The organism is Microcoleus sp. FACHB-1515 (assembly GCF_014696105.1).
Classification (GTDB): Bacteria; Cyanobacteriota; Cyanobacteriia; order Elainellales; family Elainellaceae; genus JAAUTJ01.
This window is the reverse complement of sequence record NZ_JACJPO010000043.1, coordinates 21,318-37,819: the sequence shown is the minus strand read 5'-3', so window position 1 is coordinate 37,819 and position 16,502 is coordinate 21,318. Positions and strand designations below refer to the sequence as shown.

At 53.2% G+C, this 16,502-nt stretch carries 14 protein-coding genes; 6 read left to right on the top strand and 8 right to left on the bottom strand.

Annotated features, from left to right (window positions below; all coding sequences use genetic code 11):
- The first annotated feature begins 201 nt into the window (after positions 1–201).
- Both polA and H6F67_RS15195 read left to right on the top strand, forming a co-directional pair.
- Entirely contained in the window at positions 202–3,159 is a 2,958-nt protein-coding gene (gene polA / locus H6F67_RS15200) for a DNA polymerase I (RefSeq protein ID WP_190767486.1), read from the top strand.
- Between the two features lie 257 nt (positions 3,160–3,416).
- Positions 3,417–3,788, top strand: coding sequence for a response regulator (locus H6F67_RS15195; RefSeq protein WP_242020649.1), 372 nt, complete (start codon positions 3,417–3,419; stop codon positions 3,786–3,788).
- On the opposite strand, the gene H6F67_RS15190 is transcribed toward H6F67_RS15195, so the two are convergent.
- Entirely contained in the window at positions 3,785–3,976 is a 192-nt protein-coding gene (locus tag H6F67_RS15190) for a hypothetical protein (RefSeq protein WP_190767469.1), read from the bottom strand. The two genes, H6F67_RS15195 and H6F67_RS15190, sit on opposite strands and share 4 nt — an antisense overlap.
- Before the next feature lie 382 nt (positions 3,977–4,358).
- Here H6F67_RS15190 and H6F67_RS15185 point away from each other — a divergent pair, with 382 nt between their 5' ends.
- A complete protein-coding gene (locus tag H6F67_RS15185; RefSeq protein ID WP_190767468.1) occupies positions 4,359–5,282 on the top strand; it encodes a histone deacetylase in 924 nt (307 codons plus the stop codon).
- Between the two features lie 39 nt (positions 5,283–5,321).
- Here the strand turns inward: H6F67_RS15185 and H6F67_RS15180 are convergent, their stop codons facing one another.
- From H6F67_RS15180 to H6F67_RS15170, 3 genes are all read right to left on the bottom strand, one after another.
- Positions 5,322–5,726: a DUF4362 domain-containing protein gene (locus tag H6F67_RS15180; RefSeq protein WP_190767467.1), complete on the bottom strand. Its 405-nt coding sequence runs from the start codon at positions 5,724–5,726 to the stop codon at positions 5,322–5,324.
- 140 nt (positions 5,727–5,866) lie between these two features.
- Entirely contained in the window at positions 5,867–7,453 is a 1,587-nt protein-coding gene (locus H6F67_RS15175; protein ID WP_313926837.1) for an NAD(P)H-quinone oxidoreductase subunit 4, read from the bottom strand.
- A gap of 132 nt (positions 7,454–7,585) precedes the next feature.
- Positions 7,586–9,685, bottom strand: coding sequence for an NAD(P)H-quinone oxidoreductase subunit 5 (locus H6F67_RS15170; protein ID WP_190767465.1), 2,100 nt, complete (start codon positions 9,683–9,685; stop codon positions 7,586–7,588).
- A gap of 639 nt (positions 9,686–10,324) precedes the next feature.
- On the opposite strand from H6F67_RS15170, the gene ctpB reads away from it, so the two are divergent.
- The gene (gene ctpB / locus H6F67_RS15165; protein ID WP_190767464.1) at positions 10,325–11,677 is read left to right on the top strand and encodes a carboxyl-terminal processing protease CtpB; all 1,353 of its coding nucleotides are present in this window, start codon (positions 10,325–10,327) and stop codon (positions 11,675–11,677) included.
- A 96-nt stretch (positions 11,678–11,773) separates the two neighbouring features.
- Here ctpB and H6F67_RS15160 read toward each other — a convergent pair whose 3' ends face one another.
- A complete protein-coding gene (locus H6F67_RS15160) occupies positions 11,774–12,340 on the bottom strand; it encodes a M23 family metallopeptidase (protein WP_396798068.1) in 567 nt (188 codons plus the stop codon).
- Positions 12,341–12,775: 435 nt separating this feature from the next.
- Positions 12,776–13,297 (bottom strand): ubiquinol-cytochrome c reductase iron-sulfur subunit, encoded by a 522-nt coding sequence (locus H6F67_RS15155; protein WP_242020648.1) that lies wholly within the window; start codon positions 13,295–13,297, stop codon positions 12,776–12,778.
- Here H6F67_RS15155 and H6F67_RS15150 point away from each other — a divergent pair.
- Positions 13,296–14,333, top strand: coding sequence for an aldo/keto reductase (locus tag H6F67_RS15150; RefSeq protein WP_190767463.1), 1,038 nt, complete (start codon positions 13,296–13,298; stop codon positions 14,331–14,333). The two genes, H6F67_RS15155 and H6F67_RS15150, sit on opposite strands and share 2 nt — an antisense overlap.
- A 94-nt stretch (positions 14,334–14,427) precedes the next feature.
- On the opposite strand, the gene H6F67_RS15145 is transcribed toward H6F67_RS15150, so the two are convergent.
- Positions 14,428–14,619 (bottom strand): hypothetical protein, encoded by a 192-nt coding sequence (locus H6F67_RS15145; RefSeq protein WP_190767462.1) that lies wholly within the window; start codon positions 14,617–14,619, stop codon positions 14,428–14,430.
- Between the two features lie 97 nt (positions 14,620–14,716).
- Complete coding sequence (locus tag H6F67_RS15140) at positions 14,717–15,955, bottom strand: CCA tRNA nucleotidyltransferase (protein WP_190767461.1); 1,239 nt, start codon at positions 15,953–15,955, stop codon at positions 14,717–14,719.
- A 295-nt stretch (positions 15,956–16,250) separates the two neighbouring features.
- On the opposite strand from H6F67_RS15140, the gene H6F67_RS15135 reads away from it, so the two are divergent.
- The gene (locus H6F67_RS15135) at positions 16,251–16,499 is read left to right on the top strand and encodes a Ycf34 family protein (protein WP_190767460.1); all 249 of its coding nucleotides are present in this window, start codon (positions 16,251–16,253) and stop codon (positions 16,497–16,499) included.
- Positions 16,500–16,502 lie beyond the last annotated feature (3 nt).

The window sequence follows — 16,502 nt, the reverse complement described above, 5'->3', positions numbered from 1 at the left end:
ACAATACTTGCAAACAAAACTGCGATGCTAAATTGAAATAGTCGTTTTCTGCTGAATCTACTCATCACTTCACAATGCGTCCGCCCGTTCAGCTATAACTGAATCCAAAACAGTCGATCGGTAACCTAACAACTACACTTTTTTGCAGTAACGCCACTCTAGTCTAGTTCGGTCGCAGAAAGGGAGCGTTAAAATTGAATGATGACGAACGACAAAACGCCTCTGTTTCTGCTGGTTGACGGACACTCGCTGGCCTTCCGATCGTACTTCGCCCACGCCAAAGGACGCGATGGCGGTTTGCGGACGACAACCGGAATTCCGACGAGCGTGACGTTTGGGTTTCTCAAAGCGCTGATTGAAACGATCGAAAAAGAACGCCCGACGCACGTGGCGATCGCCTTTGATCTGAGCGATCCGACCTTCCGCCACACGGCTGACGAAACCTACAAAGAAGGCAGGCCGGAAGCCCCGGAAGACTTCAAGCCGGATTTGAAGAACCTCAAGGAACTGCTGGAGGCGATGGATTTGCCGATCGTCACCGTCTCAGGCTACGAAGCGGACGACGTGATTGGCACGTTGGCGCGGCGAGTCAGTGGAGATGATTTTCAGGTCAGAATTTTGAGTGGCGATCGCGACCTGTTCCAGCTTGTCGATGACGACAAAATTCGTGTCCTCTACCTCAGCACCACGTTTGGACGCGGACAGCCGCCGCCTCGTGAGTTTGGCCCCGAACAGGTGAAGGAAAAGCTCGGCGTTGCGCCCGCTCAAGTCGTGGACTTCAAAGCGCTGTGCGGCGATACGTCTGACAATATTCCGGGTGTCAAAGGAATTGGCGAAAAAACTGCTGTCACCTTACTGAATACTTATGGCTCGCTAGAGCAAATTTACGCTTCGATCGACCAGATCAAAGGCGCGACCAAGCAAAAACTCGAAGCCGGACGCGATGCCGCCTGTCATTCGCAGTACATGGCGCAGATTCACCTCGATGTGCCTGTCGAGGTCGATGTTGATGCCTGCAAGCTGCATGGGTTCGATGAGGCGAAGGTGCGATCGCTGCTTGAAAAGCTGGAGATGAAATCGTTTCTCAACAAAATGCCGCAGTTGCAGCAGCAGTTCGGCGGCGCAATCGAGAAATCATCCGATCTCGATGGCGTCGATACCGATTTTTCGGAAGCGACTGGCGTTGAAGCAACGGCTGCTCAGGCGATCGGAGCACCGATTGCCATTCCCGATTTTGGCGAAAGCGATGACCTGTGGTTCTTCAGTGCCGAAGAGACGGAAGTTGCACAGCAGCGAACGCCGATCGCCATTCGTCCGCGTATCATCGACACGCCCGAAAAGCTGACGGAACTGGTCAACATTCTCAAAACCTGCACCGATCCGGCTCGTCCCGTCGCGTGGGATACCGAGACGACTGACGTTGAGCCTCGCGATGCCGATCTCGTCGGCATTGGCTGCTGTTGGGGAGAGGATTTGGATGAAATGGCCTACATTGCGATCGGCCACAAGTCCGGCCAGAACCTCGACAAGTCAATTGTTCTCGAAGCCCTGCGCCCAATTCTCGAAAGCGCCGACTATCCCAAGGCGATGCACAACGCCAAGTTCGATCGCTTGGTCTTTTACTTCCAAGGCGTCGAAGTGCGCGGCGTCATCTTCGATTCAATGCTGGCAAGCTACGTCCTCAATCCCGAAGGTTCGCACAAATTGAGCGAATTGGGGCTGAGATATTTGGGCGTGCAGGCGTTGAACTATACCGATCTCGTTCCGAAAGGCCAAACGATCGCAGACATCTCGATTCCTGCCGTCGCGGACTACTGCGGCATGGATGTCTACAGCACCTATCACTTAGTTGGCAAGCTCAGAGCCGAACTCGATCAGGTTCCCGAACTGCACAGCCTGCTGCTCGATATTGAACAGCCACTCGAACCCGTGCTGGGACAGATGGAAATCGACGGCATCTGCATCGACATCGATTACTTAAAGGAATTCTCGAAGACGCTAGAAACGGATTTGGCGGCGATCGAACTGCGAGCTTATGAAGCAGCAGGCGAAAAGTTCAGCCTCGGATCGCCCAAGCAGCTTAGCGATTTGCTGTTTGGCAAGCTGAATCTCGATCGCAAAAAGTCGCGCAAAATCAAGACGGGCTATTCGACCGATGCAGCAACGCTAGAGAAGCTGCGGGACGATCATCCGGTTGTGGAGGCGATCGTCGAACACCGCACCCTGACGAAGCTCAAATCGACCTACGTTGACAAGCTACCCAGCTTGGTTCGCAAAGATACCGGACGGCTGCACACTGACTTTAATCAGGCAATTACCTCGACAGGCCGCCTGTCTTCGTCTGACCCAAATTTGCAAAACATTCCCATTCGCACCGCATTTAGCCGCCGCATCCGCAAAGCCTTTATTCCCGAATCTGGCTGGCTGATGGCCGCTGCCGACTATTCACAGATTGAACTACGAATTTTGGCGCACCTGACGCAAGAGCCTGTGTTAGTTGAAACCTATCGCAAAGGCGAAGATGTTCACACACTGACGGCGCGGTTACTGTTTGAAAAAGATGAAGTGACATCGGAAGAACGCCGCTTAGGAAAGGTGATCAACTTTGGTGTCATTTACGGCATGGGCGCACAGCGATTTGCGCGTGAATCGGGTGCATCTGTGAATGATTCGCGAGTGTTTATCGATCGCTTCAACAAACGCTATCCCAAAGTGTTTCGCTATCTGCAACAGATGCAAAGAGAAGCGATCGCACACGGGTTTGTCACTACGATTAAAGGTCGCCGTCGCTACTTCAATTTCGCCAGCGACAGCATCCGCAACCAGCGCGGTAAAGATCCCAATTCGATTAACCTGGACAAGCTCAAAACCCGCGACCAGTTTGACGCACAGCTTTTGCGAGCGGCAGCAAACGCACCGATTCAAGGCTCCAGCGCGGATATCATCAAGATTGCGATGGTGAAGCTGCATGAGGTGCTGCAAGATAGACGGGCACGACTGCTGCTGCAAGTCCATGATGAACTTGTCTTTGAAGTGCATCCGGATGAGTGGGAAGCGCTTCAACCTGAAATTAAATCGGCAATGGAAACGGCAGTTGAGTTAACGGTGCCGCTGATGGTCGAAGTTCGCGCTGGGCAAAACTGGATGGAAACCAAATAGACGATCGAACAGTCTGAATGCCCGCCATAATCATGTAATGATAAAAACACGATCGCTTAACATTGCTAGAGCGGCATCAGCAAAGACAGAGAAACAAGGGTGCATTAAGTTTTTTGAGCTAGCCTGTTTCGGCTTTGTAAAAGCGATTAGATCCGTCGTGTCACTGGTAGTGAACGCTCCTGCACAGGCCGAATATTCCCTTGTCAACTCAAACTCAACTTACAAAGCAGCACTGCCCCGCGCATTCTGCTCGAATATTGCTAGTAGAGGACAACTCAACCAATCGCCTATTGCTGCTGGACTATCTGACGCACATGGGCTACTGCGTTTCGAGCGTTGTCTGTGGACGCGATTTTCTCACAGCTCTGCCCCAGTTTCAGCCGCATCTCGTCCTGCTGGATATCAAACTGCCCGACATCGACGGCTATTCGCTGTTGCAGCAGATGCGTCAAAACGAAACATGGTGCAAAATTCCAGTTGTTGTCGTTTCAGCTTGCGCGTTCAAAAGTGACCAGCAGCGAGCACTTGGATTAGGAGCGCGTCGCTATCTGGTCAAGCCGATCGATCTCGCCGCTTTGCATCGCGCCATCATTGAAGAACTGTGGCACTTGCAAGACGATCGCAGCTAGCGATTGCGCTGTTGCTCGATAAAGTCTTCAATGAGGTAGCCTAATTCTTCGACCAGTCTGCCCGTGTGCAGAATTTCAGCTTGGGCTTCAGCGACAGAGCGAGGAGCCAGCAGACTAGCAGCCTGCAAATGATTAAGGATGCGTTCGATCGCTTGACGAACTTCATCCTCAAATTCTTCAAGTGTCATTGGATTTTCGGGAGACGATTCAGGAAACAATTCAGGAAGCAAACGGCGATCGAAGTTATATTCGATACATAAACCAGTTTAATATATCCGTACTATCTCTAAAATGCGCGAGATTGCTGGTATTTACCTAAAAAATGGCTGATGGCCGCGCAAAACTGCTTTATCGGATGACGCGGTGAACTCGCAGTAGTTCACCCATTCCAGCAATTCTGCGGATTGACGTGCCAAAACGCAAGTCAATTCATGGAAAAATCCTTCAAATTCAAAGCAGCGATAAATCTTTACTGGCGCGACGATCTCGATTGCCCCCTGCCGGATTTTTGGGATGCTCGACCTCACCCGCTTGCGCTAGGCTGGCGCTAAGCCCATCTCGATCGATTCCATGTTTCCAGTTTTCTACTCTGACGAATTCCTTGACCACGACTGCAAAGGCTATCACCCGGAAAATCCCGGTCGCTTGCGGTCAGTGGCGGCAGCGCTGCGGTCTGCTCCCTGGAGCGATCGCCTCGACTGGCAAACGCCCAAACCTGCTGCACTGGACGATCGACGACTAACCGAAGCATTGTTTGCCATTCACCCTCAGTCCTACGTTGTGGCGGTTGAACGGTTGGCAAATAGCGGTGGCGGCCAGATTGATGCCGATACTTACGTTTCGCCCCGCAGTTTTGATGTAGCGCTGTTGGCAGTCAATGCGTGGCTGGATGCGATCGATCGCGTCCTGAAAACCAACAATCCCGCCTTTGTCCTCTCACGCCCGCCCGGACATCACGCGGTTCGCGAAATCGGCATGGGCTTTTGCATCTTCTCAAATGCAGCGATCGCAGCCCATTACGCTTTGAAGCAGCCGGGGATCGAGCGGGTTGGCATTCTCGACTGGGATGTACATCACGGCAACGGCACGCAGGCTTGCGTCGAGGACAATCCGCAGATTCGCTTTTGTTCGCTGCACCAGTCGCCGCACTATCCGGGCACAGGGCGAGCAGATGAGCGCGGCAAGTTTGAGAACGTTTTGAATTTGCCGATGCGGGCAGGTAGTTCGATCGCCGACTACGAGCCGCTATTTGAGCAAAAAGTAATTCCCTTTTTCGAGGAGTTCCAGCCCGATTTGCTGATTGTCAGTGCTGGATACGACGCGACGACGGGCGATCCCTTGGCGCAAATCAATTTAGAGCCGGAAGATTTCGGCAGGTTTACGCGCTACTGCCTGAAGTTGACCAGGCGGATTGTGTTCGGGCTAGAAGGCGGATATGAGTATGACGATTTGGCGCGATCGATTAGCGCGACGATCGAAGCTTGCCTTGAGTAGCCGTTTGATTGATGGGGGGAGGGGCGATCGAGGATGGTGTCAGCCAGATTCTTTAGTGCATTCATCAAACGCTAACCGTCCATTCAACATGAATAACCTCTGACACGTATATCGTTCAATACGCCCCGAACCGAACTGATCGTGGCGAGCATCAACCACCATTTGATAAGTTGTGCCGCTACCAAAATAAGACAATTGCCGAGTTACAGGATCACCTTCAATAGTCGTCTGTATATGTTGCCACTGCCCCGGCTTCCCGCGTTGGTATGCAGCAAAAAATTGTTGTTCTGCCTCTACGTTCAACGTTGTTCCTAAAGAATCAGTTGTTGTTCCGTCATTTGTTAAGTTCAAGTATTGCGATCGACTGATAAACCAGCCCCAAGCAACACATATTGCAATAAGCGAACCAATCGCAATCCATACATATTCATGGCGCAAACGCATACACCACTACCCTTTCTTAGGTGCTACTTGAAGTATTTAACGCGGTAGGTGCAAAGAAAGTTCCAGCCCTCCAGTAAGGATTTCAACAGTAAAAAGGACGACCCGGAGGCCGCCCTTGAGGAGGTTGATTTAAGTTGAAATTAACGGCTAGATTCGATCGCCGGAGCCGTCAGCGGAATCGTTGCCATTGGTTCAGCATCGATTCGTTTTTCAGCTAGCGTCGGCAAAGCGTCTTGCAGACGAGCCGTTATTTCCAAAGTCTTCGAGTCGTAGATTTGCGTGATCATCTTCGGATAGAAACCGATGCCGACGATCGGAATTAGCAAACAGGCGATGATGAACACTTCACGCGGTTCGGCATCGATTAGCTTTTCATGCGAGGTGAGTTCTTTGTTTTCTGGCCCGTAGAAGATTTCGCGCAGCATTGACAGGAGATAGATCGGCGTTAGAATCACACCGACTGCGGCCAGGAAAACGACAATGATCTTGAAGGTTTGGCTGTAAGCTTCGCTATTCGAGAAGCCAACGAAGACCATCAGTTCTGCCACAAAGCCGCTCATGCCGGGAAGCGCGAGGGAGGCGAGGGAGCAAGTGGTGAACATCGCGAAGATCTTGGGCATCTGCTTTCCAACGCCGCCCATTTCGTCGAGGATCAGGGTGTGGGTGCGATCGTAGGTCGCGCCCACTAGGAAGAACAAGCTTGCTCCGATTAATCCGTGCGAAATCATTTGCAGCATCGCACCGCTGAGACCGAGATCCGTGAACGAAGCGATCCCAATCAGCACGAAGCCCATGTGCGAAATCGAGGAGTAGGCGATCTTCCGCTTCAGGTTGCGCTGGGCGAAAGAAGTCAGAGCTGCATAGATGATGTTGACGATTCCCAGAATCAGCAGAATCGGGGCAAAGTAAACGTGAGCATCCGGCAGCATCTCGACGTTCATCCGAATCAGCGCATAGCCGCCCATCTTCAGCAGAATTCCAGCCAGCAACATGTGAACGGGTGCGGTCGCCTCGCCGTGCGCGTCGGGAAGCCAAGTGTGGAGCGGGAAGATCGGCAGTTTGACGGCATAGGCGATCAAGAAGGCGGCGTAAATCCAAAGCTGGAAGTTGAGGGCGTAGTCTTTGGCGATGAGCGATCGCATATCAAACGTGACCGTATCGCCATAGAATGCCATCGCCAACGCGCCGATCAAGATGAACAGCGAACCGCCCGCCGTGTAAAGAATGAACTTCGTGGCCGCATACAGCCGCTTTTTTCCACCCCAAATTGACAGCAGCAGATAAACCGGGATCAGTTCCAGTTCCCAAAACAGGAAGAACAAGAGCATATCCTGCACGGCAAACACGCCGATCTGTCCGCCGTACATCGCCAGCATTAAAAAGTAGAAGAGTTTTGGCTTCAGCGTTACAGGCCAAGAAGCCAGCATCGCCAGCGTCGTGATAAATCCGGTGAGGATAATCAGCGGCATTGAGAGGCCATCTGCGCCAACTGACCAGTTCAAATCGAGCGATTCCACCCAGGTATAGCGCTCGACAAGCTGCATTCCCGGATTCGAGAAGTCGTACTGGGTGTAGAAAGCGTAGGAAATTAAAGCAAAATCAATCAGACCGACGCTGAGGGCAAACCAGCGGACGGTTTTGCCGTCTTTGTCAGGAAGGAAGGGAACGACGAGCGAAGCTGCGATCGGCAGCAGGATAATCGTAGTCAGCCAAGGAAAGTTGTTTATATCCATATTCAATTTCGGTTGTGCGATCGATTGGGTCATCGGTCAAAGGAAAAACCTCTCGCCATTTCTGGCTGATTCGATCGAACCGTTTCCAGGTGAGCAAGAGGTTTTTCTTCAGAAAATCAACAGAATCTAGGTAATCCCTGAAACCAGCACTAAGCCAAGCACTGCGCCAAACACGATCAGCGCGTAGAACTGGACTCGGCCATTTTCCAGGTATTTCAAACCTTCGCCCGAAACCAGCGTAACAAAACCCGCCAGGTTGACAACGCCATCCACGATCCGCACGTCCACTTCAAGAACTTGACGCGCCAAGCGGCGACTGCCTTGAACGAAGACACGATTGTAGATGTCATCGATATACCACTTGTTGAGCGAAAGGCGATACAGCGGCTCGATCCGGTGAGCGATCGCACCGGGATCGATCTTGTGCCGCAGGTAGAACAAGGAGGCCAGCGTGATCCCAATCAGGGCGATCCCGACTGAGCTTCCGCCCATGACCAGGAATTCCGTCCAGTTGAATTCGGTCGAGGGAATTTCCAGTTCGGAAACGTGGGATGCGATCGCGCCTGCTTCCGGACGATGCAAAAATTCCTCAAAGTAGTTGGCGAACGGCGTTCCGACCAAGCCAATCAAGATCGAGGGAACGGCCAGCAGCATCAGCGGCAGCGTCATCGCGAGGGGCGATTCGTGCGGCTCGTCGCTGTGGTGGCCTTCGTGGGCTTCGTGGTCGTGCGCTTCTTGCGGCAGTTCTGCCGTTAGCTCTTGCGGATTCATTGCACCGGGACCAAAAGCCAATCCCATGCGCTGAAGCTGTTCGTTCTTGAGCTTGTCTTTGATGCTGTCGTTCTTGCCGCGAAATGTGCCTTCAAACGTGCTGAAGTACATCCGGAACATATAGAAGGCGGTGATCCCCGCCGTTAGCCAGCCGATCGCCCACAATGCCGGATTTTCTTCAAACGTCGCGCCCAAAATTTCATCTTTTGACCAGAAGCCCGCAAAGGGAGGAATCCCCGAAATTGCCAGCGTACCAATCAAAAAGGTGATTGCCGTGATCGGCATATACTTCCGCAAGCCGCCCATCAAGCGCATATCCTGTGCAAAGACAGGATCGTGACCGACAACCGCTTCCATGCCGTGAATGACCGAGCCAGAACCCAAAAACAGCATCGCCTTGAAGTAGGCGTGCGTCATCAGGTGGAACATGCCTGCGCTGTATGCGCCGACGCCCATGCCCATCACCATGTAGCCCAACTGAGACATCGTGGAGTAGGCCAAGCCTTTTTTGATGTCGTTTTGCGTAATGGCGATCGATGCTCCCAAAAACGCCGTAAACGCCCCAGTCCAAGCGATCACATTCATCGCGGTTGGCAGTCCCTCAAAGACGGGGAACATCCGCGCAATCAGGAAAACGCCCGCCGCCACCATCGTCGCCGCGTGAATCAGAGCCGAGATCGGCGTGGGGCCTTCCATCGCGTCTGGAAGCCAGACGTGGAGGGGAAATTGTGCTGATTTTGCGACGGGACCCAGGAAGACGAGAATCGCGAACAGGGCAGCAAGTCCGCCGCTCAGCGCTCCAGATTGAACGAGTTCTTGGAGGCGATCGCCAATCTCGTTAAATTCAAAGCTTCCCGTCGCCCAATACAGGGCAAGGATGCCGAGCAGCAAACCGAAGTCGCCGACTCGGTTGGTCACGAACGCCTTTTGGCAGGCATCGGCTGCGGCCTTGCGATCGTACCAAAAGCCGATCAGCAGATAGGAACACATCCCGACCAGTTCCCAAAAGATGTAGATCTGCACCAAATTAGGACTGACGACAAGCCCCAGCATTGAGGAGCTAAATAAACTCAGATACGCATAAAACCGAACATAACCAGGGTCATGAGCCATGTAGCCGTCGGTGTAGATCATCACCAGGAAAGCTACGGTTGTCACAATCACCAGCATCAGCGAAGTGAGGTGATCGATCGTGTAGCCCATGCTGAGGTGAAAATCTCCTGCCGCTGCCCAGTCGAGCATTCGGGTGTAAGACTCGTGACCTTGAATCTGACTCCAAAGCAACGCAAACGCAAACGTCATCGTTGCGCCCATGATGGACACGATGAAGGTAGAGCTTGCCCGTCGAAGCTGATTTGTGGTTTTACCAAATGAAATTAAGCCCACGCCCAACAACATCGCCCCTGCCAGTGGCAGAACGGGGATGATCCAGGCGTACTGGTACAGTGATTCCATGACTCACGCCCACTTCAAATTTCTTTACTTACTTTGTCAAAACCGCTTACATTGTGACACATTGCTACTACGCAGTGTGGATCAAGCCGCACAGAAGCTTCACTCTCTCAAGGCAGAATTTCGAGCGATCGCAGCGATTCTCCACCGTTCGCTTTCTGACTTTCGACAAAATCAATCGGAATCATCGATCGCCTTGCCGTAAAGCTGGATAAATGGCAATCAATTCTCGATGGGAGCGCTAAGATTCGGCATTTTTCGATCTCATTGTTCAAACTTCCTTAAATTTTGTGCGCTAGTTTTCGATCGCCAGGATCAAACGGCGTTAGATTAGCAAGAGTTTCGGGGAGCATCCCGCTCGAATCCTGCTTATTTTGCTGGAGTGAAGCGCTCAGTTGACCGCTTTGATTTGTCATCGCATTGACATCACGCTGAATAAAACTGGCACAATGAACCTGCTTTGCTTCGGACAGTTTGACGAGTTTGAAGCTTTAATTCAGATGCTTTAAATTTTCGGGTGCAAGCGGTCATACTAGTGACGCTTTCAGCCGCCTTCATTGCTAAGCTTGCTGAGTGTTCTCTGTTTCGATTCGTCACCTCACTTCATCCGCCCATCAACCCTTCTTTGTAGTCATTAGCTTCATGACACGACCCAACCTTTCTCATCTGCTGCAAGCCGCTTTGTTCAGCGGCGCGATCGCGACGACTGCCGCAATTTCTTTGCTCACGCCGACCTTTAGTCATTCTGCCCGCGCCGAACTGCAAGACAGTCCCAAAGCCGTCCTGGATGAAGCCTGGCAAATCGTGAACCGCGAATATGTGGATACCACGTTCAACCAAGTTGACTGGCAAGCAGTCCGTCAAGAACTGCTCGATCGCAACTACAGTTCACAAGAAGAAGCCTACGACGCTTTGCGAGCCGCCTTGGAACGCTTGGACGATCCTTACACGCGCTTCATGGATCCGCAGCAGTACGACGCTTTGACGCGGCAAACGCGAGGTGAACTGTCGGGCGTGGGCATTCGCCTTCAGGCCGAAGAGGAAACCGGAAATCTCACGGTTGTCGAGCCGATTCCCAATTCGCCCGCTGCGGCGGCGGGAATTCGTGTCGGCGATCGCATCCTCGCGATCGATGGGCGATCGACGCAGGGCATGAGCGTCGAAGAAGCATCGAGCCTGATTCGCGGTGAAGCCGGAACGGATATTACGCTGCGGATCGATCGCGACAGCAGCAGCTTCGATCTCTCACTGGTTCGCGCTCGAATTGAGCTGCCAACTGTCCGCTATACGCTCAATCAAGAAGGCAACACGCGAGTCGGCTACATTCGCCTCAGTGAGTTTAGCGACCACGCTGCCGAACAGATGCGTCAGGCGATCGAAGACCTCGAACAGCAAAACGTGGATGGCTTCGTGCTGGATCTGCGCGGCAATCCAGGCGGTCTGCTGAGTGCCAGCATCGAAATTTCGCGCTTGTGGCTGGATAATGGCGCGATCGTCCGGCGAGTCAATCGCAACGGTGCATCCAACGAAATGACCGCTGATCATACGGCGATCACAGATTTACCGCTGACCGTGCTGGTGGACGGCAGTTCGGCCAGTTCTAGCGAAATTTTGACAGGTGCGCTGAAGGATAACGGTCGGGCGACGATCGTAGGCACAACGACATTTGGCAAAGCGCTTGTGCAGTCCGTCCATCCGCTCTCGGACGGGTCAGGTTTGGCCGTGACGATTGAACACTACTACACTCCGAACGGCAGCGATATTAGCCATCGCGGGATCTCGCCAGATGTGGAAATCGCGCTCACCGATGCACAGCGTCAGCAGCTCGTCAGTCACCAAGATCAAATCGGTACAACGGCTGATCCGCAGTATGTTGGAGCGGTGACAGCGCTGCGAACGGCGATCGCCGCAAATCGATCGACAACTTCTCGCGTCTCAGAGCAGATACCAGCAGATGCCAACCAAGTGCAGAGCTTGAATTCGCTTCCTCAGTAGCAAGAGCGATCGTTCTCCCGCGAAAAGCCCTCACTGCCGATTGGCAGTGAGGGCTTTTTGTTTAAAAAAGATTGCTTGAAAGAATGCGACTAGCCCCTACTGCGGATTCGCAGCGGTTGCCTGCTGACCTGCATACATTGCTCGCAAGACCAAGGCCGGATTAACCCAGTTGCCGTCATATTTCAAGCCCCAGTGCAGGTGTGGGCCTGTGGTGCGTCCGGTCATGCCAACCCGACCGATGCGCGTTCCGGCTGCGACCTGCTGACCTTGGGCAATCTGGACGCCGCCCGATCGATCGAGCATGGTGAGTTGACCGTTCACGGTTTCGACATGTCCCTGCATGTGACAGTAGATGTGCAGCCAGTGGCCGGATTCAACGACAACAGATGTTCCGCAATTGCTGTTGTCTGAAACTTCGACGACCGTGCCTGCCCACCAGTTGCGGATGTAGCTGCCCATCGGTGCAGCCAAATCGAGGCCATAGTGAAACTCGCGTCCGTAGCCGCCCGTTGCCGATCGACGGTAGCCAAACGGTGAAGTGTATGCCTGAAAGCTTTCGACCGGAAACGACGAACCTGCCCACTGATTTGCAGCGATTTGGCTAGGGTTAATTTGGGCGATTTGCTGTGGGCGAGTGGCATTGGGATCGGTGCTGATGGCGATCGTTTCTCCAGCACGGGCGGTTGCGGTTGGCGTGGCCGTACTGCTGGGCGCTTCGGGCAAGCGAATCGGCTGTTCGATCGCAGGCCGTTCGATCGCAGGTTGTTCATTCACCGCTGGCTCGATCGCCTTGACCATCTCCTGCCGCAGTTCAAGCACAACAAGAATGGTTAGTCCGATCGCGGCGAGCAGCAGCAGCTTACCGAGTCGAATCCGATTTCTTTCGACTAAATTCAATTGGCGCGAAGGCGATCGACGAGCGGATTGCGATCGCAAAAATCGCCGCCGTAATTGCTTCATCCAGTTCATGCGAATTCGTCAACCTCCTCGTCGATCGCACACAGTTCAACTTGTGGCATGAAACACTGCGGTAGAGTTTAGCAAATAATCAAGCAACTGCATCAAAAATGATTGATTTTCACTCAAAAGACGAGCAATTTAGCCTTTTTGAATCAAGATTGAATTGCCTTCGGTTTTCACTGCATAGGTCGTTAGCGGTTGTTCAGCAGGACCTTCAACGACTTCACCATTGGCCTTGAATTTTGCCTGATGACAGGGGCAAACAAATTCGGATTGATTCGCCTGCCACGCCACTTCACAGCCTCGATGCGTACAGGTTAAGTTGACGGCCACTAAATTATTGCTGTCGGGATCACGCAGCACGATCGCTTTTTCATTTCCAACTGAAACGTCGATCTTTCCGGATTGTTGAAGCTGCTCAGTTGTCCCAACGGCTTCAAATTCGCGATTTGATGCAGGGGATTCTGCCTCGGCAGTCGGGCTAGACGAATTGGAATCGCAAGCAGCGATCGCGACTGGCAAAAAGCTGGCTAATCCACCAATCCCGACCCACTGCAAAAAAGCTCGCCGTTCCATCCGTGTGTTCTCCGTCGATTTGGAAAGATTACCTATGCTAATGTAGACAACTTCACTGCCGATCGTCTCTAATTTTGTTGCCATGCTGCCTGACCAAAGCCGACTGCAACTCACGCCCGATCTGAAGATTTGTCGCATCCTAAACGGCATGTGGCAGGTTTCGGGCGGGCATGGATGCATCAATTCACGAGCCGCGATCGCCCAAATGTTTGATTATGTCGATGCCGGATTTACAACTTGGGATTTGGCCAATCATTACGGTGCGGCAGAAGATTTTATCGGTGAATTTCGGCAGCAGTGGCAAGCAGAACGAGGCGAAGCCGCACTTTCACAAGTGCAAGCCTTGACGAAATGGGTTCCGCATCCGGGACGAATGACGCGCCAAATTGTCGAAGAAAGTATCAATCTTTCGCGGCGGCGAATGCAAACCGAAACGCTCGATTTGCTGCAATTTCACTGGTGGGACTATCGCGATCGCAGCTATCTCGACGCCTTACTGCATCTGCAAGACCTTCAGCAAGAAGGTAAAATTCGCCATCTCGCGCTGACCAATTTCGACACCGATCACCTGCAAATTGTTCTCGATTGCGGCATTCAAATCGTTTCCAATCAGGTGCAGTTTTCGCTGATCGATCGCCGTCCGCTCGTGCAAATGGCGCAATTTTGTCAGCAGCACGATATTAAATTACTGGCCTACGGAACCTTGTGCGGCGGACTGCTCAGCGATCGCTATCTCAATCAGCCAGAGCCGTCCGCCAATCAGCTTTCAACCGCTTCGCAGCGCAAATACAAAAAAATGATCGATGCGTGGGGCGATTGGAATTTGCTGCAATCGCTGCTGAACGTGCTGCATTCGATCGCCCAAAAGCACCAAGTGAGCATTGCCAATGTCGCTATCCGCTGGGTGCTTGATCAACCCGCTGTGGCAGGCGCGATCGTCGGGGCAAGACTCAGCATTGCCGAACATCTGCGAGACAACGCTCGCGTCTTTGATTTGCAGCTAGACGAGGCCGATCGCGCCGAAATTGAAGTTGTTCTCGGCAAATCTCGCGATTTGTTTGCAGCGATCGGTGATTGCGGTGATGAATATCGCCACCCCACCCCGCTGACTTCTGGATAGGCCGAATCGATCGAGGCAAGATCAATTCCCAAAAGCAACGCCAGGCGATCGCGCGATCGCCTGGCAAAAAATAATTCAATGGAAAAGTTTAGATTTAGATTACGTCGGCTGCGCCTTCAGCACCCGTGTCACTGCTGCGCTCAGTGTTCAGTTCATCTCCGTCTTGGCCTCCATTTCCATAGCGACGACGGCCAAATCGTCCGGTGTTCGTGCGCTTGCGAAATTTACGAGCGTAGGCTTGGTTGCGAAGTGCTTTTTCTTTTTTTTGGTTGCGGCGTTTAGCCATTCTTGACCCCTTTTATCGATCGACTGTGACAAACAAATCTGCTGCCGCTCAAACTCGGCATTCCAAGAGATCCACCCTAACACAGATGCCGCTCAACTTACGACTCAGCCGCAGCGATCGAGCGCGCCCAGTCGATTGCTTCGGCCTGTGACGTAATTTTGCCTTCGGCCTGCGCGATGCGAATCTCCTGCAACAACTGGCCGATGCGCGGCCCTGCCGCAAGCTGAAGTGCAACCATCAAATCGCGGCCTGTAACGAGCGATCGCGGATGACAAATCGGATCGTCGGGCGTCAGGTAGCGATTGATCAGCGGGGCGATCAATTCGAGGGACAAGCCATTTGCCAAGGCCAGCAGCACGACAGCCGGAAACACCGCTCCTGCCGACTGAAAAAAGAAATACTGCTGGGCGGCGGGCGCAGACGGCATTAGCGCTTGCAGCGGCGCTAAGCTCTTCAGCGTCAGGACAACCGCTTGCACTTCAACGCGACTGTATTTCAATCGCCACAGTTCGCTTTCAGCAAGTTCTGCATTCGGCGCGACCAAGCGACTGAGCTTAGCGATTTTGAGCCAGTTGCGGCCTTTGGTCGGCTCAAGCAAATCAGGACGCGACTGCAAGTCGACCGCCGCTCGATCGATCCGGGCAATTTCAGCCAGTCGATCGCCATCGGCATGAGGTAGCCACGCTTGCAGCAAACCGTCTTGCCATGCCGCTTGCAGAAACGGCGTTCCTTTCGCGGAACCCAGCAGATAGTTGAGTTCGGACTGGACGCGCTCGGCGGCGACAAACTTCAGCAGTCCAGCCAGTTGACGAATCGCGGCTTGCGTCTTCGGCTCCAGCGCAAAGCCAAGCTGGGCAGATTGTCGATAGGCACGGAGCAGGCGCAGCGGGTCTTCCTTGAGATTGTCGATCGCCACCATGCGAATTTGCTGCCGCTGCAAATCGCGATAGCCATACAGCGGATCGTACAGTTGCTCAGTAAACGGACTGTAGGCGATCGCATTCACGGTGAAGTCGCGTCGCTCCAAATCCGCTTCCAGCGTTGATCCCACCTGCTGAGCAAAATCGACGGTGGCATTCTCAAATACCACACGAGCAATTTGCCGATCGGCATCCAGCAAGACAAATCCGGCGCGATGATGACGAGCGATCGCTCTGGCCGTTTGCACCGCGCGATCGGGCATAACAAAATCCAAATCCAGATATCCGGCTTGGCGATCGAGCAGCGCATCGCGGACGTTGCCCCCGACCAGATAGGTTTCTTCGGGAAGCCAAGACAGGCGAAACGGCCATGTGTGCGGCGACAAAACGCTGGCGGGCTGGCTGCGCTGATTCAAATCCCAACTCAATTCAATACATCTCAAGGCTAGCAATCTCGATCGAGTTTCACAGATGGTTTTCGCGGAGGAAACAGCCAACCCTCACCCTAAATCCCTCTCCCTGGGGGAGAGGGACTTCCGATCCGGTTCGGTTCCCCTTCTCCCTGGGGAGAAGGGGTTAGGGGATGAGGGCAGGCTTTTCCTCAGCCCGATCGATCGCCACGAATCCCTCGGAGGAGTCGCGCTTTTTGATCAAAACCTGAGCTAGAGTAGCAGAAAATGCTGGATGTCGGAGCGGGAGGAATTCGGATCAATGTGTATTTGTGTCAACTGCTTTTATGTCGATCGCTGCACGACCTATCACGCCGTTGAAGAACAGCACGAACAGCAGCACCTCACCGAGTCGCCGGACTTTGAGGCGACCGAACCGGAAATCAACGTCAACATTCGACCACGCGGCGACGTGATCGAAATGGAGTGGGACGTGGTGGGCTGCCTCAGCTTCACGCGCGAAACTGGAAAATGGTCGAAGCTGCGTCCGGGCGAACTGGTTCCCACTTGAGGC